This window comes from Gracilimonas mengyeensis (assembly GCF_900182705.1).
Lineage (GTDB): Bacteria > Bacteroidota > Rhodothermia > Balneolales > Balneolaceae > Gracilimonas > Gracilimonas mengyeensis.
Genome location: NZ_FXTP01000001.1, coordinates 285,565 through 312,559, shown reverse-complemented (window position 1 = coordinate 312,559; position 26,995 = coordinate 285,565). Strand labels below are relative to the sequence as shown.

Annotated in this window: 19 protein-coding genes and 1 riboswitch; of the genes, 10 read left to right on the top strand and 9 right to left on the bottom strand. The window is 43.0% G+C overall.

Annotated features, from left to right (window positions below):
* Positions 1-171 precede the first annotated feature (171 nt).
* On the bottom strand, positions 172-1,197 hold the full coding sequence (locus FN815_RS01240; RefSeq protein WP_142452772.1) for a homocysteine S-methyltransferase family protein: 1,026 nt from the start codon (positions 1,195-1,197) through the stop codon (positions 172-174).
* 51 nt (positions 1,198-1,248) lie between these two features.
* A riboswitch (SAM riboswitch) is annotated at positions 1,249-1,356 on the bottom strand.
* 113 nt (positions 1,357-1,469) lie between these two features.
* On the bottom strand, positions 1,470-8,729 hold the full coding sequence (gene sov / locus FN815_RS01235; RefSeq protein WP_246075093.1) for a T9SS outer membrane translocon Sov/SprA: 7,260 nt from the start codon (positions 8,727-8,729) through the stop codon (positions 1,470-1,472).
* A gap of 239 nt (positions 8,730-8,968) precedes the next feature.
* On the opposite strand from sov, the gene FN815_RS01230 reads away from it, so the two are divergent.
* Both FN815_RS01230 and FN815_RS01225 read left to right on the top strand, forming a co-directional pair.
* On the top strand, positions 8,969-10,399 hold the full coding sequence (locus tag FN815_RS01230; RefSeq protein WP_142452771.1) for an LptF/LptG family permease: 1,431 nt from the start codon (positions 8,969-8,971) through the stop codon (positions 10,397-10,399).
* Between the two features lie 6 nt (positions 10,400-10,405).
* The gene (locus FN815_RS01225; protein ID WP_142452770.1) at positions 10,406-11,485 is read left to right on the top strand and encodes an LptF/LptG family permease; all 1,080 of its coding nucleotides are present in this window, start codon (positions 10,406-10,408) and stop codon (positions 11,483-11,485) included.
* Between the two features lie 284 nt (positions 11,486-11,769).
* On the opposite strand, the gene FN815_RS01220 is transcribed toward FN815_RS01225, so the two are convergent.
* The 3 genes from FN815_RS01220 to FN815_RS01210 all read right to left on the bottom strand — a co-directional run bounded on the left by FN815_RS01220 (position 11,770) and on the right by FN815_RS01210 (position 15,101).
* The gene (locus FN815_RS01220) at positions 11,770-12,093 is read right to left on the bottom strand and encodes a DUF3467 domain-containing protein (RefSeq protein WP_142452769.1); all 324 of its coding nucleotides are present in this window, start codon (positions 12,091-12,093) and stop codon (positions 11,770-11,772) included.
* Between the two features lie 84 nt (positions 12,094-12,177).
* Positions 12,178-13,161, bottom strand: coding sequence for a PLP-dependent cysteine synthase family protein (locus FN815_RS01215; RefSeq protein WP_142452768.1), 984 nt, complete (start codon positions 13,159-13,161; stop codon positions 12,178-12,180).
* 233 nt (positions 13,162-13,394) lie between these two features.
* On the bottom strand, positions 13,395-15,101 hold the full coding sequence (locus FN815_RS01210; protein ID WP_142452767.1) for a sirohydrochlorin chelatase: 1,707 nt from the start codon (positions 15,099-15,101) through the stop codon (positions 13,395-13,397).
* A gap of 253 nt (positions 15,102-15,354) precedes the next feature.
* Between FN815_RS01210 and FN815_RS01205 the strand changes: the two genes are divergently transcribed.
* The 5 genes from FN815_RS01205 to FN815_RS01185 all read left to right on the top strand — a co-directional run bounded on the left by FN815_RS01205 (position 15,355) and on the right by FN815_RS01185 (position 20,877).
* The gene (locus tag FN815_RS01205) at positions 15,355-15,630 is read left to right on the top strand and encodes a DUF4290 domain-containing protein (protein WP_142452766.1); all 276 of its coding nucleotides are present in this window, start codon (positions 15,355-15,357) and stop codon (positions 15,628-15,630) included.
* A gap of 212 nt (positions 15,631-15,842) precedes the next feature.
* Positions 15,843-17,309, top strand: a complete 1,467-nt coding sequence (locus FN815_RS01200) for an isochorismate synthase (protein WP_142452765.1) — start codon at positions 15,843-15,845, stop codon at positions 17,307-17,309.
* On the top strand, positions 17,296-19,020 hold the full coding sequence (gene menD / locus FN815_RS01195) for a 2-succinyl-5-enolpyruvyl-6-hydroxy-3-cyclohexene-1-carboxylic-acid synthase (RefSeq protein WP_142452764.1): 1,725 nt from the start codon (positions 17,296-17,298) through the stop codon (positions 19,018-19,020). The genes FN815_RS01200 and menD overlap by 14 nt, the downstream gene beginning before the upstream one ends.
* Positions 19,017-19,826, top strand: a complete 810-nt coding sequence (menH, locus tag FN815_RS01190) for a 2-succinyl-6-hydroxy-2,4-cyclohexadiene-1-carboxylate synthase (protein ID WP_142452763.1) — start codon at positions 19,017-19,019, stop codon at positions 19,824-19,826. Before menD ends, menH begins: the two co-directional genes overlap by 4 nt.
* A gap of 214 nt (positions 19,827-20,040) precedes the next feature.
* The gene (locus FN815_RS01185; protein ID WP_142452762.1) at positions 20,041-20,877 is read left to right on the top strand and encodes a 1,4-dihydroxy-2-naphthoyl-CoA synthase; all 837 of its coding nucleotides are present in this window, start codon (positions 20,041-20,043) and stop codon (positions 20,875-20,877) included.
* 19 nt (positions 20,878-20,896) lie between these two features.
* Here the strand turns inward: FN815_RS01185 and FN815_RS01180 are convergent, their stop codons facing one another.
* On the bottom strand, positions 20,897-21,787 hold the full coding sequence (locus FN815_RS01180; protein ID WP_142452761.1) for a hypothetical protein: 891 nt from the start codon (positions 21,785-21,787) through the stop codon (positions 20,897-20,899).
* A gap of 492 nt (positions 21,788-22,279) precedes the next feature.
* Between FN815_RS01180 and FN815_RS01175 the strand changes: the two genes are divergently transcribed.
* Positions 22,280-22,561, top strand: coding sequence for a GNAT family N-acetyltransferase (locus tag FN815_RS01175; protein ID WP_142452760.1), 282 nt, complete (start codon positions 22,280-22,282; stop codon positions 22,559-22,561).
* A 12-nt stretch (positions 22,562-22,573) separates the two neighbouring features.
* On the opposite strand, the gene FN815_RS01170 is transcribed toward FN815_RS01175, so the two are convergent.
* Genes FN815_RS01170 through holA form a run of 3 tightly spaced genes read right to left on the bottom strand, consistent with a single transcriptional unit; the run spans position 22,574 to position 24,548 of the window.
* Entirely contained in the window at positions 22,574-22,774 is a 201-nt protein-coding gene (locus FN815_RS01170; RefSeq protein ID WP_142452759.1) for a hypothetical protein, read from the bottom strand.
* A 51-nt stretch (positions 22,775-22,825) separates the two neighbouring features.
* Positions 22,826-23,434 carry a sigma-70 family RNA polymerase sigma factor gene (locus FN815_RS01165; RefSeq protein ID WP_142452758.1) on the bottom strand — a complete coding sequence of 203 codons (609 nt, stop codon included), beginning with the start codon at positions 23,432-23,434 and terminating at the stop codon, positions 22,826-22,828.
* Positions 23,435-23,480: 46 nt separating this feature from the next.
* Positions 23,481-24,548, bottom strand: a complete 1,068-nt coding sequence (gene holA / locus FN815_RS01160; protein WP_142452757.1) for a DNA polymerase III subunit delta — start codon at positions 24,546-24,548, stop codon at positions 23,481-23,483.
* 421 nt (positions 24,549-24,969) lie between these two features.
* Here holA and FN815_RS01155 point away from each other — a divergent pair, with 421 nt between their 5' ends.
* A complete protein-coding gene (locus tag FN815_RS01155) occupies positions 24,970-26,037 on the top strand; it encodes a bactofilin family protein (RefSeq protein ID WP_142452756.1) in 1,068 nt (355 codons plus the stop codon).
* 295 nt (positions 26,038-26,332) lie between these two features.
* On the top strand, positions 26,333-26,830 hold the full coding sequence (locus FN815_RS01150) for a hypothetical protein (protein WP_142452755.1): 498 nt from the start codon (positions 26,333-26,335) through the stop codon (positions 26,828-26,830).
* The last annotated feature ends 165 nt before the right edge of the window (positions 26,831-26,995 follow it).

Here is a 26,995-nt window from a genome sequence, read left to right as displayed (position 1 = left end):
CGGTGCGGTAATTCTGTGCACGAAACATTCGCGAAGCCGTCAGATGGAAAAGTAGATAGTTTATACTAAGACTTCGTTTGACGGCTTCATGCCCGTCTGACGAATGGCAGCTAACGTCCAGACCTGTCAGGTTTTTAAAACCTGACAGGTCTATGATTGATGAAAACTCTTTCATACCAACATCTCCTTGGCGCTCTTCGCGTCTTGGCGGTTTATTTTACGTGGTTCATAATTTTGAGCTAATTCCGCCATCTTGGTGATATGTCCCGGTGTAGTTCCGCAACATCCTCCTAAAATGTTCACCAAGCCGTCTTCCAGATACTGTTCAACCTGGGCTCCCATTTCATCCGGACCTTCGTCATACTCCCCAAATTCATTGGGCAGTCCTGCATTCGGGTATGCACTGATGTAAAAAGGAGATCGGTCAGACAAGTTTTGCAGGTAAGGCTGCAGCTGCTTGGCGCCCAGCGCGCAGTTGAAGCCAACACTTAAAATGGGTGCATGAGAAACCGAAATAAGAAATGCTTCTACTGTTTGGCCAGACAGCGTTCTGCCTGATGCATCCGTTATCGTTCCAGAAACCATGATGGGAATTTCCTCACCCCGTTCTTCAAAAAGTTCCTGAATGGCAAAGAGCGCGGCTTTAGCGTTCAGCGTATCAAAAATGGTTTCTACCAGCAATACATCTGCCCCGCCGTCCATAAGGCCACGAGCTTGTAGCTTATAAGCTTCCGCCAGTTCATCAAAAGTAACGGCACGGTAGCCGGGATCGGTAACTTCCGGTGAAATGGAAGCCGTTTTGTTAGTAGGTCCCATGGAACCCGCTACAAAGCGTGGCTTATCAGGATTCTTTTTTGTGAAAGCACCAGCAGCCTCGCGGGCAATTTCGGCCGATTTCTTGTTCAGCTCATACACCACTTCTTCCAGGTTATAATCAGCCTGAGCAATGGTGGTGCCGCTGAACGTGTTGGTTTCAACAATATCAGCCCCCGCTTCCAAATATTCCTCATGGATGGCTTTGATGATATCCGGCCGGGTAAGGCTCAATAAGTCGTTATTCCCTTTTAAGTCATCGGGGTGATCTTTGAATTGCTCTCCCCTGTAATCCTCTTCTCCCAGCTTATAGCGCTGAATCATGGTGCCCATGGCCCCATCAAGGATTAAAATACGTTGTTCTAAAGCTTCTTGTATGTTCACTCTTTCCTGCTTAGATGAGCTTATATAGAAAGAGTCTGTGAGGGATTAGCTCGCTTATCTTTCTTCGCGGAAGCGAAGTGGGATTTGGCACCTGCCCCTTTCCAGAAGTGGTTGCCAAGACGTCCACGGGCCCATTCCCTCGGTCTTTCTCTATAAGCATTCATTAAATATTACGCAGAGAATATAAGGCTAAGAACACCTTTGGGCAATGTTAATTGAAGTTTGAGTTTTGAGTGTTGAGTTGTGTGTTTGTTAGTGTTAACAGACTACCTTTATCTTGATTGAATGGCGATGCGGAAATTGAATCGGATTTCGTGATTGCGGCGTGCGAAATATCCTGAGGAACGAGGATCAATCTGGGTATACTTGTATTCAAAGTTTGAACTCACGGTTTGTGAGAAGCGATATCCGAGCACTAAGGAAGCATTAAGTCGTTTTTGGCCTGTAATCTGAGGTTTATTGATTTCATATTGGTTTGGGTCGGTAATAATATTATCAGGATCCCCACTTAGAGCATCAGACAAGTCTCTACTTAAATCGAAAGTCTCATCTTTATCATCAGCCAAACCACCGGTAAGTGTTACATCTATATTATTTCTAATTTCAGGAAAGAAAGGAATCTTAAGATTCTTAAAGGCATAATTGATGGATACATTGATCCCCTGAGTAGTACTCTCGGTTACCTTTTTACTCGACATGGCAAGGCTGGTAATTTTACTCCGGTCAAAACCAATTTGGGTTCTCAGGGATGATTGCCAGGTAATATTGAGCTGCAGCAACGGAGAGAAATTCCTCTCAACATTTATCGTACTGGGCTCATACCTATCTTTATAATCAGTAACACGGTAATTACCCAATGTCAGAGGAGATTGCTGCCCGGTGAGGGTATTCAAGCTCCATCCCAACCGGTAAGAACCGGAATATTGATGCGTAAGCGTCGCTCGATTCATCATATCACCGATAAAAGGTAGCAGGTCTTCGATCCCCGACCAGGTAATACGCCAGTTTGGTTTAGGGAATGGAGTATATCCTCTTTCTCCTACGCCGCCCGTATTTGACCCTAGATATGCATGCCTAAAGTCTTCCTGCAGGGTATTACGGTTCAGCACGGTACGGCCGTCATCATTACCCGACTCATCAATAATCTCATTTCCATTAATATCGTCAAAGGCAGCCTGTAGCTGTCGGTGAAATAAATCTTCATATCCCATTCCAAAAGCCCAGACCGATGAGTTTATCTCGCCGCTTGAAGAAACCGTAGAGCCAAATTCGCCGGCTGAATTCAGTGAAATATTATCACGCTGGCGCTCACTCCATTGGGTAGACCAATCCAGATCGATACTAATATCTTCAAATAATACAAGACGAGTGCCCAAGCTAAGGTTATCCGAGTAGTTATTGACTTTGGGCAGATTTACGGTTTGTCCAAATGGTCCTTGCTGAATAAGCTGGGTTCGTGGTACTTCTTCACTAAGTCCCAGTCTATATCCGAGTGGCGGAGAGAAATTGCCCTCTCCCTGACTTGCAAAGGCATAATATAGCTGTGAATCGCCCCGGTAGCCCGCTTGGTTTGAAGTCTTGTTGGTCTTATAGGCCAAATCAATGCTGTTAAAGCTAAACAAACCTAAAAATAACTTCCGACCATAATATTTAGCATGATCAGCCAGGCTGAGAGACTCTCCTTCTTCGGCATTGGAGTTCTTTGAACGTTGATCGGCAGCTGCTTCGTCACGTTCCTGCATTCGCCGGATGAATCCAATCTTTTCAAATAAATCACCGGTGGCAAATTTAAGCGTATGGTCTAATCGGAATGAGTTACTTACGGTAGCTCCCAAACCAGATCCCCGGCCGCTGTTGGTCCAGTTAAAACCACCACCATAAGAAGCGGAGTAACTCAGCCATTCCAGTCCGGAAATATTCCGTAAAGGCGGACGCCAGCTAGCCGAGTAGCTTTCATCGTAACTTGATCTTCGGGCACTCAAGGTATCAGTCAACAGGCCATCGATAACGTCAAAAGTTGGTACAATACTGAATGAAGAACTATCTATGCCTGTCTTATTACTGTTTCGTATTCCTGCATCTGACAAGTCAAAATTAGTATTGCTGTTGAATGAGAGCGGAATGGACGGTGTCAGGTTATAATTGACTCCGAATGATGATTTTTGATTGAAGGTATGCTGCTGCTGTAATGGCTGCAGTTGCGGATTTCCTTCGCTATCCACCTGTTGTACCCTCCGGCGTGATTCATCATAAGAACGACTCATACTCGCGGAGGCATTAACCGAGGTTGGCATGTAGCCCAAACCTAAATCAGAGAAAACTTCTAAAACCGGAATATCATCCAGGAAAGTTAGAGGGCGAACCACACTTACATTATTAAATGAAAGGTTGTACTGGATAGAAGAGTTAAAACTCCAGTTATCCTGAAACTGATACTGGGGATTTTTGGCATAGCCCTGGTTGTAAACAAAATTGAGACGCGTGTTATCCACGGTATACTGCATCAACTTACTCTTTGAATTATCCTTGGAGAAGTTGGAGACATTTAATGAAAAATTATCTCTGATAGTCTCAACTTCATTCAGTTTCTCTTCAATCAGAGCGTCCTTCTCCGATTGAGATAGATCATCTCTGTTTCTGATGGCACTATTAAATTCACTTAAGCGAGTATCTCCCTGATTAGGCAAGTATTGAGGCGTGGAAATATTCTTACGGGTTGATACAGAAACGGGGAAATTCCACCCAAAACGATCTGGAATGAGTTTATGTAAATTCACCGTTGAGTTAATATCATAGGCCAGATCATCAGAGCGTTGACGGGTACCCAGTCGTGAATCCAAACTACCGAAGCCAGTGGTGGTTCTGGAGAAATTAGTATTCAATGTAGCAAAATCAGCAAACTTGAAGTTGGCTTTAGCATTGGCTTTCCAGCCTTTCTCATTATCAAAACCGGAAACCCTTAACTCATTTAGCCAGAATTCAGCATTTAAGCTATTGGTGCCAGTTGAATTTACATCAGAAGGATCAAAAGGATTCAAAACCCCCATACCTATTTCATTTATTTTACTTAGAGATGGGTTGCCTTTGATAGCTATAACAGCCCCTGGTGCCGAATCATATTCTTCTGGATCCAGAACCATTTCAAACTTTTCTGTCGGGTCTATCTCTTGTCGGTCATTTCTTATTTGCTTTAGCTCGTTGAAAGCTGAAAGGACAATATTCATGCTGTTTTCTTCATATAGCCATACCTCCTGTGCGTCATCAGCAAGGTTACTTCCACCATCCGGTTGATAGTTTGAATAAGGGTAATTGGGATCTGAAGGAGTTACAGGCTGGCGATATTCATAATAATTTGACTCAAGATCTGTACCCAAACGGACAACCAGTTCAGCTTCTCCCCGCTCATTAAATCCTTCACCATGAACAAACATTCGAAGGTTAGAATAATTCAAAAGATCTTGTCCACCGGGATACACTCTCTTAACCATTCGCAGTTGCTGAGGGCCAAGGTTTTCAATCTGAAGTACTAAGGATTGCTCGTTGGCCAGCGTGTTGATTTGGCTTCCACGATCCTGAGCCCTAATAGAACCTTCAGGCTGACGATATGGTACCGGTTCGCGGTTAGCGTTTTCTTCAATATTGATGGTCGTAGTCCGGAATTCCCCGGTTGCATCCCTGGTTTCAGAAATATTTTCAACTTTTCTCCACTGGCTTCCAATAAACTCAAAAGAGGCGAAACGAAGCGTAAATGGCTTTTCATAGCCGCTCATCCACATTCTAACGTGGGTAATATTTTGGAAACCCTGAATGTCTCCGATTTTTCGGGCAAACTCATTAAGCGGAATACGCACCAAGTGCCACCGCTGTTGTTGACTGCCACCTGGTACTTTATCTACGATGTATGTACCGGGACTTCCAATCTCCAAACTGCTAAAATCTGCTGGATTTATATCGAGTTCATATTGGTAGTAATTATTATTTCGCTCAACAGTGGACCGGCTAACCAAACCTTCTGTGTCCGGACGATCGGTAGAACCTCTATTATCTCCACCTGCAACTGGGGTATTACCTTCGTAAAATCCCTGATAACGGTAGAACCGCTCCTGTAGGGGTAAGTCATTAACTAAATCTGAACCATAATAGACATAGTCATCATTGGAAGGATCGCGTACAATACGGTCATATTCAGGGGCGCCCTCACCATAAGCATTCCGCATGGCCGCAAGGAAATCACTAAAAAGTGCATCTTCTTGTTTGTTTGGGTCATAGCCATTCTCACTTGGCACACCGTCCAAACCTACATCAGCGTATTCCCGATCATTATTTGAAAATTGTCCCTGGGGTGCCGGGCGGTTTTCGGGAATATAAGAACGGGGATCTTCCGTAAAATTATCCAAAATTAAGTCGTCTAAAACGTTTTCCAGACCGTCTTCACTATTCAAACTAAAATTGGGTACCACATCTTCCGAAATCACCCCAATTTCAATATATATTTTACCATCATAGGCTTCCAGATCTTCCGCTGTTGGTTCTCTTGCACCCGGCAATAAAGGTTGTACCCAAAATTCGATGAATTCGATATTGCTCTGCGTTAGATCTTCTTGGCCTGAGGGTAAACTTGTAGTCATACCTCCCCATTGGTTCTGAGGATTTTGCTCTAAGTTTTCCTTTAAATTTTCGTTGTAATTGTATTGACCTCTTTCCTGTGGATTATAATAAACATCAAGGGTATTTATGATTTGTTCATCAGCATTGTTGGTTTCCCTGCCTGGAAATACATCACGGGTATTTACTAGACGAGATTCAGGAGTATTTCGGGATGCACCTGTCAATTCATCAACATTTCTTGGAATGGTATACCAGGCAAATTGACTCCTTAAATCAGACCGAGCAATTTTAGATCCAAGACTGTTAACCGGAGTAATATTTGAATTTTCGAAAAAGGCCTCGTCAGGTTCATAGCCTGGTACTACTGCCGGAGCGGCCGCCAGGTTCCATCTGGTAGGACTAGAAAGTGAAATACTAAGTTCAGATCCTTCAAAATCATCAATAAAAGCCAACCCGTTTTCTTCATCTTTATATAAATCCCCGCGGTCAATGGCATCCCGAACTGCATTAGTCTGAGATACCCCGGGACGCAACTGGGCAAATTCCCCGCTAAAACTAACGTTGGAGGGGGCTTTGGTTTGGAGTAGCGGAATTTGATCAATAAAACGGGTCATCCAGGGCGCATCAAAATCCGCATTGGCATCTACTCCCAATACAGTGTTGTTAATGGATTCATTTCCAATTCTGATCTTGTCGGATAGTGGTTGCTCTTTGAGTTTAAAAAAGGTGCCTCCCACACTAATATCATCGGTTACGGCATATTCTGCTCTAACTCCGGTAAAGTTCTTCTGGCCTACAACATTTAGTTGGTTATTCTCGAATTCAACAGATATCTCCTGTCCCGGGGCCAGATATTGTTCATTCAAAATCGTAATACTACCAAAAGAATAATCAACCTGGTAATCAGTGCCTTCTATAAGCTCATTCCCATTAGCAAACACTTTAACCGAGCCTTCTACCAAGCTAAAGCCTAAATTAAAATTGCCGCTTACCCCTCCTTTAACTAAACCTGCAATTTCATAATAATTACTCTTTTCAGATAATCGCGCAGTACTCTGTTTCTCATTATATAATTCTGTAAAACTCAATTTGCTGATTAGAGAGTCAGAAGCACCTGATTGTTCTAACAACTCCGCGATACGACTTCCAAATGGTTCCAAATAAGGAAACATGATGGTTCCACTAATAGCATCTAAGGTTCTGCTATTACTAAAATCCAGCTGGTTATCAGATTCTGCGCCACCTTGAGAATTTAAACGATCTAACCCCAACTCTGCCAAAAGGTTTTCGTTCCTTCCCTCCAAAGTGGTACTGGGAACATTACCCTGGATATAATTGATCTCCATCTGTGTATTCTCTTGTGATAAATTAGTAACACCCAGCGAATACACATTACGTAAAGTCAAAGGCCAGGTACTTTGCTCAGGGGTCGGGTTATTACCTCTTAACAACTTCAGGTAGGTCAAACCAGTGGAACGTGATGAAATATCACCAATCTGTACAGGTCCGCCCGCTTCACCGGGTCTAGGCTCACGTATAAAAGAAACAGCTAAATATGACCCTGAACTTAGAGAGCGGTTTAAACTTATAATTCCTAAGGTCAAATCAACAGTATAATCCACACCGGCTTGTAAGGGACGAAAGTATCCATTATAAAAGTCATTTCCCGAGACACCAAAATCGCTCGCTGAGGCACTGGTGTTATCTCTGTTCTCATCCAAAGAGTCTTGGTTTATGGTATCTCTGTCAGGATGTGGCAGACCGTACCCATTTTCCGTAGGTACCACTCCCAAATCCACAAAAGCAGCAGCTTTGAAAGCATCATCTGAGGTCGTATTTATTTGAGGCTCGGCTATAAAAACTTTCAAATCCGCAATCTGGTAAGCCGTAGTCGTTTGTTGAGGATTGGACATATTATCCTCAAATACCTGGCGGTTAAAGAAATCTATGAAAAAGTGCCTGTTGTCTTGATAATCCAGCGGACTAAGCTGAAATTCAATTTCTTCCGAACCACCCGTAATAGTTTGAGTATTGCTTTCTCCTTTTTGCTGTGAAACAACGGTGGTCAGCTTTAAGTTACCCAGCTCCGCTACCGATTTTATCCCAAAAAGCGAAGCCCCTCCACTAATGAGTGAGTTCCCGGTCTCCATCGATACATTACCAAGTTCGATACTTTTAATGATCTCATCCTCATAGCCCTCATACACAATACTCAGCCTATTTTGGAAGTCAAAAGCACGCTCGGTATCCCAATCGGTGGCAATAGTAAGCTTATCTCCAATAGTACCTTGAATATTTAACTGGAGGTTTTGGTTGAAAGTCGGATCTACCCTCCTTTGTGATTCGGGGGGCAAGTTGGGATTATCAATATTCTGAATAGAAGCTCCTACATTCATATTGGCCGAGCCGTTTACCCGCAGGTTCACTTCGGGTTTGCCAAATATGGTGGAAAATACCGATGACTCTCCTCCGGGAATCTGTAAACTAAAATCAAGCAGGCCTCCGCCCTCTTGTTCTTCCCTGCGGCCTTCCTGCACCAATTGCCGTCGTATCAGTTTCTCTTGTTCTCGTCTCTTTTCCTGTGCGTATTCGTCAAAATTATAAATACGAGGCGGACCTACCTCAACACCGTTAATAATGTGCTGCTGAGTATAGGTATTGGCCGAATCCCACTCGGTAACCACCTGATCATTGGAAGGCCTGATGGAATATAATCCGCTGGGATTGATTACGTCCGGTAATGTATATTCGTTTTTGGGGGCTCTAAATATGAACCGGAATCCTTCTAATGTACTATCAGCTAATACACTGTCGGGTTCAGATACGGTGTTAAGAGTATCTGCTGTCTCCTGCGCATAAATTAAATCCACCCCTGCCGCGTTGCCTGCTAAATATAGCAATGGCAGGATATATAAAAATCTCAAGTAAGAATGCACCTGCTTTATAAACTAACTCGTTTTTTTACGTATTGTCGTCTGTAGCGTTAGGCGATAGGCAGATCTAATTTTTTTAAAAATTTACGTATGAATGGGTGCGTTCGATAATACCATATATTTGTGTTTGTTGAAAGTTTAATCACAAATAACATGGCTAAATATGAAACTAAAAAATGTCTATTATCAGGCATCAAGAATAGTACTAAAGTTGAACCAATACAACCTTGTTGTCAAAATTGGTAAATAAATTACAGACCGACTTACTAAAAAGGCATATAAATCCTTTTCTGTTTTGTTTTTTTACCCTGATGTTTTTGTTGCTGATGCAGTTTCTGATCCTGCATATCGACAAATTAATCGGTAAGGACATTCCTATTTCCATCATTATAGAACTGATTTTAACTAATTTAGCGTACATGGTGGTACTGGCGGCCCCCATGGCCGTCCTAGTTGCAACGTTGATGGCCTTCGGAAAATTTTCCGAGTTTAACGAATTAACGGCTTTACGTTCTTCCGGAGTGAACCCGTTCAAGATTATGCGGCCCGTTTTGGTCGCCTCATTGTTGCTCTGCGTGGGTTTAGCCTGGTTTTCAAATAATGTTCTGCCTGAGGCTAATCAAAAAGCGCGCTCACTTTTTATTGATATTCGTCTAAAAAAACCGGGTTTTGATCTAAAACCGAATACATTTTATAACGGAATTGAAGGCTACACTTTCCTGGTTGAGCGTATTGACAGCGAGACCGACAGCCTTTACGATATCACTTTGTTTCAGGAACCCAATGACAACAAACAGCGCGCATACATCTCAGCTGAAAAAGGATTTTTGGAGAGTAAAGGGGATCAGGCCTTAAATCTCATTCTCATCAATGGAAATATGCTACAGTTTGCAAATGCCGGTCGTGGTCCCTCCGACCGGTTTGAGCGACATTCTTTTGCACGCCACAGCATGATTATGGACTTGTCTGATTTATCATTCATGCGTTCCGATCCTGAAAACCGAAATCGCAGTGACCGAACGATGAGCTCACGAGCTATGCTGGCCGTGGTAGATTCTCTCTACAAAGAAATTGAACAACAAATATCCATAGCCTCCCGAGACAGCTCCGTCATCCCTACAAAAAATATAAGTGGCCGAAATAGCTATTTTGCCCCCGAAGCGTTGATGAAGGACAAAGCCGACAGTATCAAAGCGGTACAAAGCGAATACATGGTACCCAACATGTTTCCCAAAGCCTCTATTCAACGTTCGCTGCTTGCGGAATCAACCCGCCAGCTCAGGGAGTATGAAAATTCGCTGGAGTCCATACAATCAAATATAGAATGGCGCGAGAAAAGGATTTCCCGTTACCTGGTAGAAGTTCACAAAAAGTTCTCTATCCCCTTTGCCTGTGTGGTATTTATTTTGTTCGGTGCCCCGGTAGGTATCATGCTAAAACGTGGTAATTTTGGTATTGCAGCGCTCGTTAGCACGGTGGTACTAACTTTCTATTGGGTATCACTGATACAAGGTGAGAAACTGGCTGACCGACTTTTTATCTCTCCTTTTTGGGGGATGTGGACTTTTAATATTGCACTAACCCTGGCCGGGATTTACCTGGTGGTGAGGCTATCTACCGGTTTCAGGCTAAGAGACCTCTTTACGAAAAATCCCCAATAATCATCCATGAACAGATTTGACAGATACATTTTTAGCCGGCTATTCGTCATTACGGCCACCGTGCTGTTGATGCTGATCTTCATTTTTGTGATGATCGACTTTTCGGAGAACAGCGATGACTTTGCCGATCAGGGTGCAGAAATGGCGGAGATTTTCAGAGTGTATTACTTGAATTATGTGCCGGAAATGACCCGCCTTGTCTTGCCGGTAGCTGTATTTGTAGCCTGCTTATTCTTAACCGGACAGTTATCCGATCGTTTGGAAATTACGGCTCTGAAAGCTGCGGGTGTCAGCTTGTACCGGCTGATTGTACCCTATCTGGTTTTCGCTATTCTTTGTGCAGCAGGCATAAGTTGGCTGGATGCCCATATCATACCAAAATCCAACGCTGACCGGATTGCTTTTGAGGAAAAATACCTGAGCTCCAAAAACGATCGGATGGATCAAAGTGATATCTACCGGCAACCCTCACCCAATACCAAACTGCAGGTCAATTATTTCGACAAGAATCAGCAGATCGCCTACAGGGTACGTCTTACTGAGTTTGATCAGCGTAAAATTACCCGAACCACGCGTGCCAATCGTATGGAGTGGCAAGACTCAACCCAAAGCTGGAGAATGGAAACGGTCACTGATCGTATCTTTACGGAAAAGGGATATCAGGAATTCTCATACCCGCAAAAAGACACTGTGTTGAATGTGTATCCAAGAGATTTATCCCGAAGCACCTCAGACATCTACCAGTTGACCTACCAGGAAGCCAGCGATTACATTGCCTCTATTGAACGCAGTGGAGCCGGAGGGGTAGAAATTCCACAAGTACATTTCTATGGGAGATTAGCCTATCCTTTTTCTATTGTAGTAGTGATGATCGTTGGATTTGCTTTTGCAAGCGTTCGCCGCAGAGGTGGAAAAGGAGCCTATCTCGCAGCGGGGCTCACTATCAGTTTTCTATACCTGGCTTTCATGAAAATCATTGAGCCATTCGGCTACTATGGCACCCTTTCCCCTTTCATGGCTGCAACCCTGCCCCATATTTTCTTCTTCATCGTGGGAATAGGCCTGCTCCTCCAAGCCAGGAAGTGATGTTGAATTTCGAATATTGAACATTCAATATCGAATTTCGAAGTGCTCTTCGTTCTGAATTCAATATTCTTTACTCAATATTCGATTTTCTTTACCTATCGCAACTGTCCTGCTTGGGTAAAGCAACTCAGGTAAAGGAATCCTTCTTGTTGGCTCCCACTCCATTTGGGATCACTAAATATATTGGTACAAGCGTGACGCTTGCACCAGTAGGTAGAAAATTCCAATTCTTCACAGCGAAGCGTTAAAAATCTTCCATTTTTAATCTTAAATCTTCAATTATATCACGCTTCCGGTTGGGGGCCGCGATACATGTGCATATCAACGCCGTCGTTATCGTTGTTATTGATAGCACCGTGCTCACTTTCGTAGCGGTTTACATTGTCATTCAATGCTTTGGCAAGTCGTTTTGCGTGGTCGGGAGTTAAAATCATCCGTTTCACTACTCTTGCTTTGGGAACTCCCGGCATCACCGCTATAAAATCCAGAATAAACTCAGAGGGAGAATGTGTGATCATTACCAGGTTGGAATACGTCCCGGTAGCTTCATCCTCTTTTAATTCGATTTCCATTTTACCGGGATTCATTGTCTGATCTTTCTTACTCATAATACTCCTTTGCTTAATTTCTAATTCTATCTAATCAACAGGGCATCATTTAAATCGCCCTTTCCTAAGCCAATAACAAACTAATTATTCAAGAAAGCCTTGTTCCTTCATCCATTCATCGTTATAGACTTTATTGATATAGCGTGTACCGCTATCCGGCATTATGATAACCATTATATCGTCCTTTCCTAAAGGATTCTCGGAAATATAATCGAGGGCACCTTTCGTAGCGGCTCCGCACGACCATCCCACCAGCAAGCCCTCTTCTCTGGCCAACCGACGAGTGATAACGGCAGAATCTTTGTCATTCACTTGTACCACTTCATCTACATAATCAAAATCAATGGTTCCCGGGATGATATCTTCCCCAATTCCTTCTGTCATGTATGGTTTGATTTCATTCTTGTCGAACTCCCCGGTCTCAAAATACTTTTTGTATACCGAACCGTAGCTATCAATACCAATCACTTTGATATCAGGATTCTGCTCCTTCAGATATTTACCCACGCCGGAAATAGTTCCTCCAGTGCCCATGCCCGCCACATAATGGGTAATCTTGCCCTCAGTCTGTTCCCAGATTTCAGGTCCGGTAGTTTCATAATGCGCCTGCAGGTTACTCTGATTATCGTACTGGTTGGGATAGTATGAATTCTCAATTTCCTCGCTTAACCGCTTAGCTACCGAATAGTAACTGTCGGGGTGATCAGCTTCCACATTGGTGGGACATACAATGACTTCTGCCCCTAAAGCTCGCAGCAAATCTACTTTGGATTTGCTTTGCTTATCGGTGGTGGTAAAAATACAATCATATCCACGGGTAACAGCCACCAGGGCCAGCCCCATACCGGTATTCCCGGATGTTCCTTCAATGATTGTGCCGCCCGGTTTGAGCAATCCTTTTTCCTCGGCATCGTCAATCATTTTAATGGCAATACGATCCTTAATGCTGTTGCCGGGATTTAAATATTCTACTTTGGCCAGCAAGGTGCCTTCTGAGTTGCCGTTAACGTGGTTTAATTTAACCAGCGGCGTATTCCCTACCGCCTCAAGAATGGAATTCAAATACATGTATTGTTATTAAGTCTGATGAATTTCGGTCGTTATTTATCGCAAGGCTAAAACTAAGAAATAATTTGCCGACAGGCTGAGGAAGTTTTGAATATCGAACATTCAACATTGAACAAGGAACATTGAAGTGAGTTTTGAATTGATTTCTATCTCAATCTGAGATCAGATAAAAGAAAACCCCACCCGAAAATCGGATGAGGCTTCTTATGCCGGAAAAAGTATCCTTACAAAAATCAGTGGTCGTGATGAGAAGACTCAGAAGTACTTCTTAAGGTAGTTGCTCCCTCCGAAACTTTCTCGCCGTTGTTGAAGTGATCCAGCGATTCCTGGATCAGCCCTTCCACCCATTCTACAAAAAGCGGATGCGGGGCAAATCCCTCTCCATTATGCTTAAATTCCAGATCACCCAGCCAGCGCTGAGCATGTCCGCCCTGGGTGGTTCGGGCTGGCACCACAATGGCTGTACCGCCATCTTTTTGGGCTTCGGTCACCATCTTGCGCACATTGGCAATATGCTTGTCGCGGATGTCCGGCCAATCTTCCCGCCAGTTCTCAAATTTAAAATCACGGAAGTTGTATCCTTTTTCTTTGGCCGTTTTTTCCATGTGTGCCGTAATACTCTCCAGGTTTTTCAGCCAGCGTGCATTCCCTTCTTCGGTTCTCGTACCATGGCCAACCAATATCACCGTTTCTTTTTCGGGATTATCACTCAGGCCTATAGCGCGGTCCAGGAGTGCTTCGGCAAAAAGCGGAGAATCTTCCAGTCCGCCCGTAGTGTAGAACTCGCTGCTGCTCACCACGCGTTTAGGCATGCCCATTCCGTGCATCATCATACCGCCGTGACCCATGCTTTCACGCAGACCTAAGGTAAATTCCGTAGACGACTTAAAGCTGGATTCCAGCGAGAAAATACGCAGTACCGTGATGGCTGTGGCTCCTCGCTTTTCGAGCTTTCGGGTTGCTTTTTCAATCAGATCAGCATCGCCCATACTGAAAGCGTGCTCAATCATGTAATCGTCCCGCAATTCATCAATGGCGTCCATCATGGTGCGATTCCAGTTATAATCAGAACCGTGTGGCATAAAGATGACACCCAGGTTTTCTTTATTCACGGGCAGGTAGCTGTTGGCCTGTTTGGCCAGCCACAGCTCTACATTTTCGTGTGGGGTGATGTCCCGGCCGTTGTATAAAGCTCCGTTTTTGTGAACGGTGGGACGAATTCTGGAACTGAATGCCATCATATCGTCCAGCTTCTGAGTAAAATCAAAAGGAATAACTACCGGAGTAAAGCCTTTCTCATTTATACTTGCCAGATTTTTTTCGAGCTCTTTTTGTGCGTTTTCAGAACGACCACCTGTATCACCAAATACCACCACAGCTTCTTCATCAAAATCAAAAAAGCCATGATTCATATTCAATACTCGCTTCACATCAGCTTTAATAGCTTCTTTTTCTTCTTGGTTGGAAGCTCCTGTAGCGACCAATACCAATGATTCTTCCTTAGAATTTTGGCTTAGTTCAAGAACACGATCAACCAAAATCTCTGCCGCCAGGTAACTTTGGCTCATAGTTTCAGCGAATTGAACTGGTAATTCGGTTAGATTTTGGCCGGATAAACGCTCGGAGGCTAATTTATATAACGGATGAGCATCAGATACAAACAAAGGAAGCACCACTAACTCATTCACCCCTTCCTTTTCCAGCGCTTCAATGCCTTCCTTTAGAAAGCGATCGGTTTCTTCGGGAGTTACAAAAGACAAGCTGGTGCTATAGTGCTCATCGAAACTGGCGTGGATGTCCCGGATTTCTTGGTTACCCATAAATCCCCGGTCGGGAGCAATAACTAAAAAGCCGGTTTCACTATGTTGAGCCAAAGCGGATACTGAAATCAGTGTCATAAAGAGTGCTGCCAGCCATTTTTGTACTATCTGTGAGTGCATGAATCGAGTTGGTTAAGATTGAATTTTAACGTTACTAAATTTATTTAGACTCGATATAAATAACAACGACTTTCTTTGATAAATGATTTTAGCGTCAAAATTACCCTCTCCATTTGAGAGAGATCATTGAAAAAAGTTAGAACTACGAGTTCATTACTTGTACCATTTCAGAAAAAGCAATCAAAAAACCATTGTAATCTATCTCTAATATGACTTATTTTAGAACAGCTATTCATTCAACCAAATACCTTTCATGTTTATAGATCAAAAGAAACCCAAAGACTTTGACTGTGGCTACAATCTAGACCTAATGATTGCAGCACTGCCCCGCATTGAGGATACCGGTGAGCGGGTGAAATATGCCAAACGCGTAGTGGGACTTATCAAGCAAAGTCACCCAACCTGGGTTGGTGATAATGGAAAGAGCGAAGCAGCATGGGAGCATTTCTTTAAGCTGGCCGAATATAATCCCGACGAGTATGGCATTCATAATCCCTACTCTAACGGTGAAGATGACGACGCCGAGTAGTTAGATCAAGATCTTCTGAAAATCTCTGAACTGCTTCAGTTCACTATTTATACCTACTCCCTTCTCTCTATTCTTAGCCCATCTAATAGTTATTGACAGCCAATTTTGTTCTATCTATTAAGGCATTAGAAAAACAATCTTAAAAATAGTTTAACATTGGTGTGATTATCCGTATTTTCAATTTAGATTGAAAATTAAAACAGAAGTAGCTTATGGATTCAGAGAATCCTGTTTTGAACAACGTCAAAGAATGCTTTCGGCAGCAGATTTCTCAAATTGAGCTGAAAGACGCTATCGACATCGTAGCCAATCAACCCGTAAATAAATATCATTACCTCTCGGTTTCTATCCGAATACCAAAAGTGGATGTTCTGGCGGTTCTTGAGCAGCATGCTCCCCAAAAGACGTTCCGCTACTATTGGGAAAAACCATCGGATGAATTTGCTATTGCAGCAGGAGGACAAGTTGAACGCATTCAAACTACCGGAGACCAGCGTTTTCGTGAGGCATCAACTGAAGGAAAAAAACTGCTTGAAAAAGTTCATCACCTCACGAAAGTGCAGCACCACATGGCTTCCGTGCACCTGTTGGGAGGATTCTCTTTCTTCGATCACAACATTGGCCAGAACTGGCGGGATTATGGTGCCGGTTCTTTTACCCTCCCGGAGTGGCTTATCATTAATAATGGTGATTTGAGTTTGCTTACCGTCACTCAAAAGGTTAAATCCGGTGATCGGGCTTCAGATATTTATGAGCAGTTTGTAGAAACTATAAATCAACTGCATGAAATTTGCAGTGTGGAAGGATACAAAATTCAGAAACGTCCCCTTTTTAATTCTAAAGTTGATACCCCGGGTGCTAACTCTCCTGCATTCAAAAACTGGAAAGAATCTGTAGAAAATGCTACGGAGCTGATAAAAAATGAAGCTTTTAAAAAAATTGTATTGGCACGGGAGCTCAAAGTACAGCTTCAGGAATCGGTCTCTGATACTCATATCCTAAACTATTTGCGCAGCCAGTATCCGGATTGTTATTCCTTTTTAGTGAGTCAAAATGGGAAATCCAGCTTTATTGGAAGTACCCCTGAACGCCTTGCTTCTTTTAAAGAGCGTCATGTACTTACCGAAGGTCTGGCCGGAAGTATCTCGCGGGGTAAAACAGCCAGCGAAGACGCCGTACTGGAGCACCAGCTATTGCATTCTCACAAAGATCTAAGTGAACACGCTTTTGTATTGGATGCCATTGGTGAACATCTTGAGCAATATTCCGAGGTGTACGAATATCCTGAAAAACCGGGTATAAAAAAACTGTCGAATGTGCAACATTTGTATACCCCTGTACATGCCAGAATTAAGAAAGGGGTATCACGTACCGAGGTGCTTTCACGCCTCCATCCCACTCCCGCTGTAGGCGGATATCCACGAGAAGAAGCCATGCCGTACATCAGCAAACTGGAGCATTTTGATCGTGGTTGGTATGCTGCCCCTATTGGCTGGATTAACACCAGCGGTGAGGGTGAATTTGTAGTAGCCATTCGCAGCGGACTTATAAAAGAAGACGAAGTGCGCTTTTTTGCCGGATGTGGTATTGTGGAAGATTCCGATCCCAAGAAAGAATGGGACGAAACCAACCTCAAGTTTATCCCCATGTTAACTGCCCTGGAACATGCCCGACGATAATCTGCAAAATGCTGCATTTAAATGGAGCACAACCTTTGTTCGTGCACTTTATGAAGAAGGTGTACGACACGTCATTATATCTCCCGGATCTCGATCCACAGCTTTAACCTTAGCTTTTTCAGCTCACCCTGGTTTCAAGACGCACGTTATTATTGATGAACGTTCGGCTGCTTTTACCGCTTTGGGGATAGCCAAAGAAAGTGGCATTCCTGCGGTGTTGGTTTGTACTTCGGGTACGGCTGTAGCTAACTATTTTCCTGCGGTGATTGAAGCCACACAATCCGGCGTTCCTATGATTGTGGCCAGTGCAGATCGTCCGCCGCATCAGCGTGGACTGGGAGCTTCCCAAACCATCGATCAGCTTAAAATTTTTGGCGATTACCCGGTTTTTTTCCACGAAGCGGGAGAACCAAACGAAAGAGAGCAAAGCACCAAACGCCTGAAAATGGCGTCACGACAGGCTGTACAGCATGCCATGGAACAAGAAGGTGTAGCGCACCTGAATTTTGCCTTTTCCAAGCCCTTTGAGCCCAAAGCTGAATATCTCGAAGAAGTTGAATTTGAAAATGGGAAACTTCTTCAGCCCCCTCCTTCCTATTCCATAAAACAAGGGAATATGGAATTAGGCGAGACTTTTTGGTCGGATTTGGTTTCAGCTGAAAGACCACTAATTGTCGTAGGACCTGCTTCCGCTTCCGATCATCCTGAAAAGAATGAATATATCCATGAGCTGGCGCAGACGCTTAAAGCCCCGGTAATTGCCGAGCCTGGTGCGGCCCTCCCCTCATCACCCCAAAACATACAGGGGTTTGACGGCTTTTTGCGGAATGAGAAAAACAGAAACCTGCTGAACGCTGATCTAATTTTACGATTTGGAGCACAGCCCGTTAGCAAGGCTCTGAATCTGTATATGGAACAATCCGAAGCTATGCAGATCGTTTTTCGGAGAGCGGGCCGATGGAATGATGGTTCACTTTCTGGTCATAAACACATCGATCTAACAGGGCCGATAGCCATTCCTGAAGTAACGGGCTCAGCCCAAGAAAGCTGGCTTGCAACGTGGAAGCAAGCGGAACAGGCTTTTAATGTATTTAGGAATGAACAGCTTGAACCATCTACACCCTTAACTGATGGGTTGATATTTTCCACCGTTACCAACCAGTTTCCGGATGAATCTTTTACCATGCTCTCCAACTCTTTTCCGGCCCGGGATATGTCACTTTTTGGAGATTTTGACGGTCGGGAAGTGTACATGAACCGTGGAGCTGCTGGCATTGACGGAATCACTTCAACCGCTATTGGTTTGAGCCTTTCATCCCAAAAACCCGGGGTGTTATTTGTCGGAGATATTGCTTTCCTTCATGATTCCAACGCGCTGTTGCAAGCCGCATCGGTTGATAAACCCCTGGTTGTGATTGTGTTGAATAACGGCGGCGGTACCATTTTCAGAATGCTGCCGGTGCATGATATTCGCAGCAAATACACCGAGTATTTTGAGACGCCCCAACAGGTTAAAATTGCAGCCCTCTGCCGGGCACACGGCATACATCACACGCTGGTTTCCAAACCGGATCAGATTGCTCCTGTTTTTCATAAGCTAAAGAAAAGAAATGGTCTTCATGTAATGGAATGTATGACTGATGCAGAAAAATCGATGGAACAGCGCCACGCACTATGGAATTTTAAATTGAAACTGAACCCTGGTTCATGAACATTCGCGTTCGCGGTATTTCCTATCATTTTGTGATTCATCAGGATAAGGAACAACTTCCTGCATTGGTATTGTTACATGGCTTTATGGGGAGCTTCCAAAGTTTTGATCACCTCATCCCTGAGTTAAGATCATTTTGTAATCCTATCACCATTGATTTATTAGGGCATGGGAAGTCGGAAGGTGCGGAACTACATTATCGTTTTTCGACCAAAGAACAAGTGGCGGATCTCTCAAAGTTGATCAGTGAGCAGCTACACATTCCCCTCTATCTTTACGGCTATAGCATGGGCGGACGTCTGGCGCTACAATTGGCCTTGCATCAACCGCATTTATTTCGCGGGTTGATATTGGAAAGCAGCACCTTTGGTATAGAGGATGAAACCGAACGTCAAGCCCGTCAATCGTTGGATGCCCGACGCTCGGATGACCTGACCGGCAACTTTAAAGGCTTCCTGGAATCCTGGCAGAAAATGCCCCTTTTTGCTTCATCCACAGCTGAGAAGGAACTTTTGAAACGGAATAAAGAAATTCAGCAGCATCAAAATCCTTTTTGGCTGGCCAACAGCTTACAGGGCTTTGGCACAGGAACTATGCCGTGTGCGCGCGACCGGTTAGGTGAACTTAAAGTACCCGTACACCTGATTGCCGGCGAGAAGGATTCCAAGTTTGTGCATATCAACCGCACTATGGAAAAGGAAATTGCCGATGCCAAGCTGCACAGTATAAAAGAGGCCGGCCATCGCGTGCATTTGGATCAGCCGGAGGCGGTGATTTCGGTGATGGAAAAGGCGTTGGCGGTGTAAAACCTCCAAGGTTTCTATCAAGTCTTTTGAGTTTCGGCAGCACCGTTTAAAACCTTGGAGGTTTATGGTGATCTCGAAGCTTGAATGTATTGGAAAAAACCTGAAGGGTTCTTATTAGACCTATTCAAACAACTAACATCCTGTATTTTAACCGCCGCAGCCCTTACCTTCTGCTCCGATAAATAAACCCATTCATTTCAAACCATTCCCGTTTATGAACTGGCAAACCGTTAAAGAATACGAAGACATCACCTATAAAAAATCCAATGGCGTTGCCCGTGTGGCGTTTAATCGACCGGAGATTCGTAATGCCTTTCGACCTAAAACGGTGTTTGAATTGTATGAAGCACTCAGCGATGCCAAAGAAGACAACGACATCGGTGTAGTGTTGATTAGCGGTGAAGGTCCTTCGCCAAAAGATGGAAAATGGGCCTTTTGCTCGGGCGGTGATCAAAACGTACGCTCCAAGACCGGCTACAAGGCCGATGACGGCATTGCTCGGCTCAACATCCTGGAAGTTCAGCGACTTATCCGTTTCATGCCTAAAGTGGTGATTGCCGTGGTACCTGGCTGGGCCGTAGGCGGTGGGCACAGCCTGCATGTGGTCTGTGACTTAACCATTGCCAGTGAAGAACACGCCATCTTTAAACAAACCGATGCCGATGTAGCCAGTTTTGACGGTGGCTTTGGTTCTGCTTTGCTTGCACGTCAGGTTGGACAAAAACGTGCCCGGGAAATCTTCTTCCTTGGTGCCAACTATTCCGCTAAGGAAGCTTTTGAAATGGGAATGGTAAACAAGGTAGTTCCTCACGAAAAACTGGAAGAAACGGCTTATGAATGGGCACAAGAAATCCTTGCGAAAAGTCCGACGGCCATCAAAATGATCAAATTTGCCTTTAATGCCATTGATGACGGCATGGTGGGACAACAAGTGTTTGCCGGCGAAGCTACCCGCCTGGCTTACATGACCGATGAAGCCGAAGAAGGCCGTAATGCTTTCCTCGAAAAACGAAAGCCAGATTGGGATAAGTTTGATCGCTCCCCTTCTTAGAAATAAGCGACTAACACAGCTATTTTAATTCAAACAGTGGAAGCTCATACAATTGGCCTTCTTCTTCGGCAATTAGAACGGAGCCTTGTCCGGTAAATGCTACGGATTCAACCTGGTCTGCTTTAAACCGGATTTTCTTTGAATTGCCTTCAAAAAAGTTCTCTCCCTCAAAATCCGTGAACATCCAAAGGGATGATGAAGTTAAAACAGCCAGGGTATCTCCATTGCGAGAGAAATCTGCTGCGGTAACTGTATCATCAAAATGAAAGCCATCCACATGGGTTACGGTATAGGCACTGTTGCGTGCATTTGAACTCGCCGGCCAGGGAAGTTTATACAATTGAGATTGGGAACTGACATCAACCTTGGTGATGATATAGAGGTAGTCATTGCTATAAAAAACGGCTTCTGCATCGGGTGGGCTTGTTTCCATAGCCTGTGGGTATTGAATATAAACCTGCTGGTAATTTCCAACCGCTTTTCGTTCAATTCCAGGCTCAGGAAAATAAATAAGCGATAAATCATCCCTGCAAAGGCAGTTGTTACCAATATCAGCCACAATCAGGTTAGATTCATCATCCATTGCAATTTCTTCCCAATCATTATTGTCTACATCATAAAGCTCTACTCCTTCTTTATGATTTTGGGATGCGATTTTGCCAGTCTTTTTAATGGGAAATATTTTAGGATCCGTACCCGAATCTCCGTGTACCCAGTAAACCTCTTCTTCCCTGCTACTTTTGACAATACCTGAAACTTCATCCCTTGCTGGTTCTTCTATACGAGCATAAGAATCTAAATCAAAAGAGTCGTTTTTCTTGGATTGATCAGCACATGAAATGCAAAACAAACAAAAGAATACTATACTGTAAGTGAAATTTTTAACACCCAAACGAGCTGAAATCTGCATACTAAAAATTGATGGACTGTTATTTTTAAACGGAAACAAGATAACAGATATCAATCTATTTTTATTAATAAAACGTCAGTTCGAGATAAGAAATAAGTTGCTCCGAACTTCAGGCCGGTGAAAGCGAACCTCTTTAATAAAGTACCCGAATTTTGGTGGTATTAAAGTCCATACGTTTGTTGAGGGTTGGCGGCACGAATGGTAAAAGACCATACAGCCAAAGATTTGAAGAACGAATAATTTTGTAGCTCCACTGGGGCAAAACTTTATTTTTCTTTTCATTCTCCACCGGCCTGAAGGCCGGAGCAATTACAGTTAAAGTTGAGATTTTATCTGGAACTGACGTTAATAAAAGATAGAATAGATAAATAGGCTGGCTCAGACAGTTTCAACAGAACCTAATGATGAATATCGAATACTTATGTACATTAGATGGGCTGACAAAATATTTTTAGAAGTAAGAAATACATCACACTAAAAAATTAGCCGCATATGAACGTACAGCACGAAGAAAAGGATACCAAAGGTCGCTTTTTTATTGAACAAGATGGGACTGATGTAGCAGAAATGACCTACTCTAAAGCGGGGCCTTCAAAAATAATTATTGATCATACCCAGGTATCAGATGACTACAGAGGCCAACATCTGGGTGTACAATTGGTTAAAGCAAGCGTTGAATTTGCCAGAAATAATGAAATATCCATTTTACCACTCTGTCCATTTGCACGCAGCGTATTCGACAAGAAGCAAGAATGGTCGGATGTGCTAAAGTAGCTCTTTACCCTTTTATTTCTTCATCTTTAATAATCGGTATTGTTCAAGCAATTTTTTTCCTTCTTTCGCAGAAAATGCCAGTTCACGCAGGTCATCATCGTGAACCAGCACTTCCTCAAAAGTTTCTCTCTCCACCGAACTCAGGTTTTCATCTACGTAATCGGTTATATAATCCTCGATAACCGGATGATATTCTTTTTCTAAGTAAGACATAAGGGATTGATGTTTAGTTAAGGGTCATCAATCCCTCATAGCCTTTGTTTTCTAATTTGTTCCCAACTTTACGTAATCTTTTATCAGGGCTTGAACCTGAGAACGACCACGGTTGATTCGGGATTTAACCGTGCCCATCGGCGTGTCGGTAATTTCCGAAATTTCTTCGTATGTAAGCTGTTGTAAGTCTCTGAGCACAACCACTTCCCGGAAATCGTCCGGAAGTTCTTGAAGTGCTTTTTCAAGCTGCTCCATGCATAATTGTTCATGGAGAGCATCATCCTGAAGGATGTTACTATCCTCCAGGAGAAGCTCTCTATCATCGGGGTCAGACTCATCCTTGTGAATCGACACTTTATACATGCGTTGCTTCTTTTTATATAAACTCTTAGCCAGGTTCAAAGCAATGGTGTACATCCAGGTAGAAAACTTGGCAATCCGTTCATAGGAATGCTTGCTTTTATGTACTCTTAAAAAAGTTTCCTGTACCAGGTCTTCGCAATCCTGATGGTCGTGGGTATATCGGTATAAGAAGTTATGGAGGCGATCTTCATAGCGGAAAACCAGTTCATTAAAAGCGGTCTCCTCACCATTTTGAAAATATTCCATTAAATCTTCATCGTCATATTTCTTCACAGATGATGCTTGGAACGCATTCATAATAAAACTCCATTTTTTTACGATTCTCGTTAGTCGCGAATCGTCCTTACCCGATGATTCGCTTGACCAGGAAGAATAAAATCGAAGTGGAGTCTAATGTGCTGAAGCCTTTAGCGGAGCGATCTGCATCCAGTAAAGCTTCAAAAATACGTGGCATGTCACTGTATCGAAAATTTGAGGCATCCTCCCAGAGTTTGTTGAAGTACCAGCTGCTGCCGATACCCAACTCTTTCTGGATTTGACTCTTGACCAGCCCTTTCTCGGATAACCTCAAAATCTGCCAGATATTTACAAACACACTGTTAAAGAACCCCACGAGACGAATTAATTCTCCCGTGTCTGACTTAGTATGTTGCAACATCTGTTCCGAGATATACAGGGCTTGTTCCATATTTCGCGAAATAATGGCCTCTTTAAGCTCTATGGCCGTAAATTCGCGATATGAGCCGATTATTTTTTTTACATCGGCTTCTGAAACGGTATCAGAAGTGTCCACAAAAGTACACACTTTATCTATTTCTGTGGACAGTACCTGCAGGTTATTACCCACAAACTGGGCCAACAACTGGGCTGCTGCAGGCTCTATTCTTTTATCATGATGACTTTGCACCCACTCTATTACCCAATCAGGGATCAGGTAATCCGCCATGCGTTCAAATTCATGAAAACCGACATTATTATTTTTCTTGACAGTTTTACCCAAATTGGTATTCCCCGGAGGTTTCTTTTCATCAAACAAAACCAGCAAGGTGCTGGGGTTGGGATTTTCTATATAAGAAATGAAATCGTTGATGTGGCCACTGGCTGCTCCCTCATCTGTCCCTCCTTTACTAATCTGCATAAAGTTACGGATGATGAGTACCCGTCGCTCTGCCATCATGGGAAAGCTTCGGGCAATAGATAAGGCTTTGGCCGGGCTTACCTCTTGGCCATATAGCAAATCAAAGTTAAAATCCTTTTGTTCTTCGGGGATGATCTTTGAAAAGTGATTCAGCAAACGGTCGAGATAGAATTCTTCCTCCCCGAATAGATAGTACACGGGTTTCAGGTTCCCTGATTTTAGTTCACCTGCTACCTGTTTATATATTTGATTGCTGTTGGGTTTGCGTGCCATCGGTGGCAAAGATAAGGAAAGTGAACATGAATGAAATGCCAATTTCCGCTAATTTAAAAATGCAATAGCTAATGGAAACTGATGCCATTCTTAATTAGAAAAAGAGAGGCGAAATTATGTATATACCCCATCGTCTAACTCAAGCTATTAGATACTTCATATAATCAGTGTAATGTTTTTTATTTCGATTTTATCTGCATCTACATACATAAATTTTATTGACTTTATAGCTTATTGCTCAAAAAAAATAATAGATTTGAGTGCTTGAACATTCAATGATTTAATAAATTCGTAAGTATCGCCGATAAGACATTTATAAGGGAATGGGTTTGTGAAGCATCTAAAAACTCTTCCGCATCTATCCTACACTTTGGATATTTTAAATGCTGCTAACATAAATGGTTAACCAAATTTATACACCGTGGAAACCAAAGACCCTACCAAAAGTATTACACAGATTGCTGAAGGCACTACTCTCCGGGCTGATATTAAAACCGATCAAAGCATTCGCATAGCCGGCGTGGTTGAAGGTAACCTGCATTCTAACGAAAAAATTATTCTCAGCAATACCGGTAGGCTAAAGGGCATTTTTGTAGCCATGAATATAGAGATCTCTGGTAAAGTTGAAGGAGAACTTCATGCAAAAGAAAAACTGACCGTGAGCGGTAGCGCCAGTATCGACGGACAAATATTTGCCAAACATTTTGCTATTGAAGAAGGCGCCACGGTTAATGCTGATATCAAATCGGGTGCAAATGTACAGATCGACTTGGATAATCCCGGCGCAATATCAACCAATGGGCAAAGTGAACAAAAGAAGCCTGCAGAAGAAGTTGAGAAAGCTGCAAAAAAAGAGACCAAAGAAGAATCAACAGATCAAAAGAAAGAACACAAACAAGAAGAAAAAGCTTCACCTTCTGATAACGCAACCTCATCAGATAAAGGCGATGCGACCTCCGATGCGGAACCCAAAGATACCTTAACTACTGCATCCTCCAGCCGTTTTCTCTCTGACATTTATATAGGGATACCGGATCATGGTATCTCAAAACAAGTATCCGCAGAAATTCTTGAAGCTGGCAAAAAGCTAATGGAGTCACTTGGTTTCCAATTAGAGATTTTTGACGAACCTACCTATGCTCCATTTTTCCAACATTTGACCTACCTCCGTAAAAGAGAGAATGACAAGGAAAATATCTACAATATCTTTGCGCCAGGAAAAGAAGCCCTTGAAGCTGTTTTCATGAAAAAGGAGAATGATAAAGTTAATAAGAAAGTAGCCGATGCGGCACAACAACTGGCCAATGCCATTGGTCAAGTGGAGCAGATTGTAGTGATTATGGGGCAAATCAGTGTAGTCCAAATTTCAGAGGATACTGTTCAAACGGTTGCGGTTGAAATGACCTCTCCCGCCCTCGGCAAAAGATTAAATCAAAATCCACGTTTTGTCTTAAAGCCGAAAGAAACGTATGATCTGCTTACAAGTTGATATATTGCTGGCTTTGCTGCACATCCCTCTTTGTGATCATTCATGATCCTTATGGCGTCTTTATTGACCTATTCCAACCTAAATCTGGAATTAAGATTAACTTCGCTATGTATCAGCTTGCAACCCAAAACCACTCCTCTCGATTTTAATTAGCATTGATATAGTTGGATAAAGACCTGATGATAATCAGACAATGACCAACTGGAATAACCCAAACATGCGATTATAGCATTCGTCTTAGAGCCGTATTCTTCTCTCAGTTCCAATGGAACAAACACTAATAATGGAGAAGATCATGAAAGCAATAAAATTTACACTTATACTTGCCGGCTTATTTATAATCTCATCGTGTACCGTTTATGAAAATGACATTGAAGCTGATGTAGACCTTGTTTATTCCAGCACCATTACCATACGTGCTAATGATTTTATTCATGAAGATGAATTTGTTAGTGTAGCAAGCTATGGATGGGATAATTTAGATGAATATATGGTAGACCAGGGACTGGTGATGGGCTATTTGCGATTTGAAGGAACCACAGCCTGGCAAGCCCTCCCATTTTCCGTTCCCTACGAAAATGATTTAGTTAACCTTCGATACTCCTTCGATGTTGAAGACTTCAGTTTAATAATAGAAGGTGAAGTGGCTGACAACAACAACGCTAATGTTGCTCTTTTTGATCGTGATGTTCTACGTGTGATAGCCATACCTCCTTCTGAAATCGTACGCAGCAAAGGTATGGATTACCGGAATTATGAAATGGTAGCAGAGTACTACGGTCTGGATCCGTAACCTTAAAATATATCGATATGGCTATTATTAAGAATGCATATTAAGCTATTACATAATTATCACTTAAATTTTTATCAAAAAAATGATTAGGAAAAAAGCCGCAAGCTAGCGGCTTTTTTTATTGCCATATGATGAAGATTAATTTATTTTAATAATCAAATAGTT

Excerpts from the sequence above, each read along its gene's own strand:
- holA (WP_142452757.1), bottom strand. The coding sequence starts at position 24,548 with ATGGCACGCAAACCCAACAGCAATCAAATATATAAACAGGTAGCAGGT.
- menH (WP_142452763.1), top strand. The coding sequence starts at position 19,017 with ATGAACATTCGCGTTCGCGGTATTTCCTATCATTTTGTGATTCATCAG.
- FN815_RS01180 (WP_142452761.1), bottom strand. The coding sequence starts at position 21,787 with ATGCAGATTTCAGCTCGTTTGGGTGTTAAAAATTTCACTTACAGTATA.
- FN815_RS01200 (WP_142452765.1), top strand. The coding sequence starts at position 15,843 with ATGGATTCAGAGAATCCTGTTTTGAACAACGTCAAAGAATGCTTTCGG.
- menD (WP_142452764.1), top strand. The coding sequence starts at position 17,296 with ATGCCCGACGATAATCTGCAAAATGCTGCATTTAAATGGAGCACAACC.
- FN815_RS01215 (WP_142452768.1), bottom strand. The coding sequence starts at position 13,161 with ATGTATTTGAATTCCATTCTTGAGGCGGTAGGGAATACGCCGCTGGTT.
- FN815_RS01220 (WP_142452769.1), bottom strand. The coding sequence starts at position 12,093 with ATGAGTAAGAAAGATCAGACAATGAATCCCGGTAAAATGGAAATCGAA.
- FN815_RS01175 (WP_142452760.1), top strand. The coding sequence starts at position 22,280 with ATGAACGTACAGCACGAAGAAAAGGATACCAAAGGTCGCTTTTTTATT.
- FN815_RS01225 (WP_142452770.1), top strand. The coding sequence starts at position 10,406 with ATGAACAGATTTGACAGATACATTTTTAGCCGGCTATTCGTCATTACG.
- FN815_RS01170 (WP_142452759.1), bottom strand. The coding sequence starts at position 22,774 with ATGTCTTACTTAGAAAAAGAATATCATCCGGTTATCGAGGATTATATA.
- FN815_RS01150 (WP_142452755.1), top strand. The coding sequence starts at position 26,333 with ATGAAAGCAATAAAATTTACACTTATACTTGCCGGCTTATTTATAATC.
- FN815_RS01185 (WP_142452762.1), top strand. The coding sequence starts at position 20,041 with ATGAACTGGCAAACCGTTAAAGAATACGAAGACATCACCTATAAAAAA.
- FN815_RS01210 (WP_142452767.1), bottom strand. The coding sequence starts at position 15,101 with ATGCACTCACAGATAGTACAAAAATGGCTGGCAGCACTCTTTATGACA.
- FN815_RS01205 (WP_142452766.1), top strand. The coding sequence starts at position 15,355 with ATGTTTATAGATCAAAAGAAACCCAAAGACTTTGACTGTGGCTACAAT.
- FN815_RS01165 (WP_142452758.1), bottom strand. The coding sequence starts at position 23,434 with ATGAATGCGTTCCAAGCATCATCTGTGAAGAAATATGACGATGAAGAT.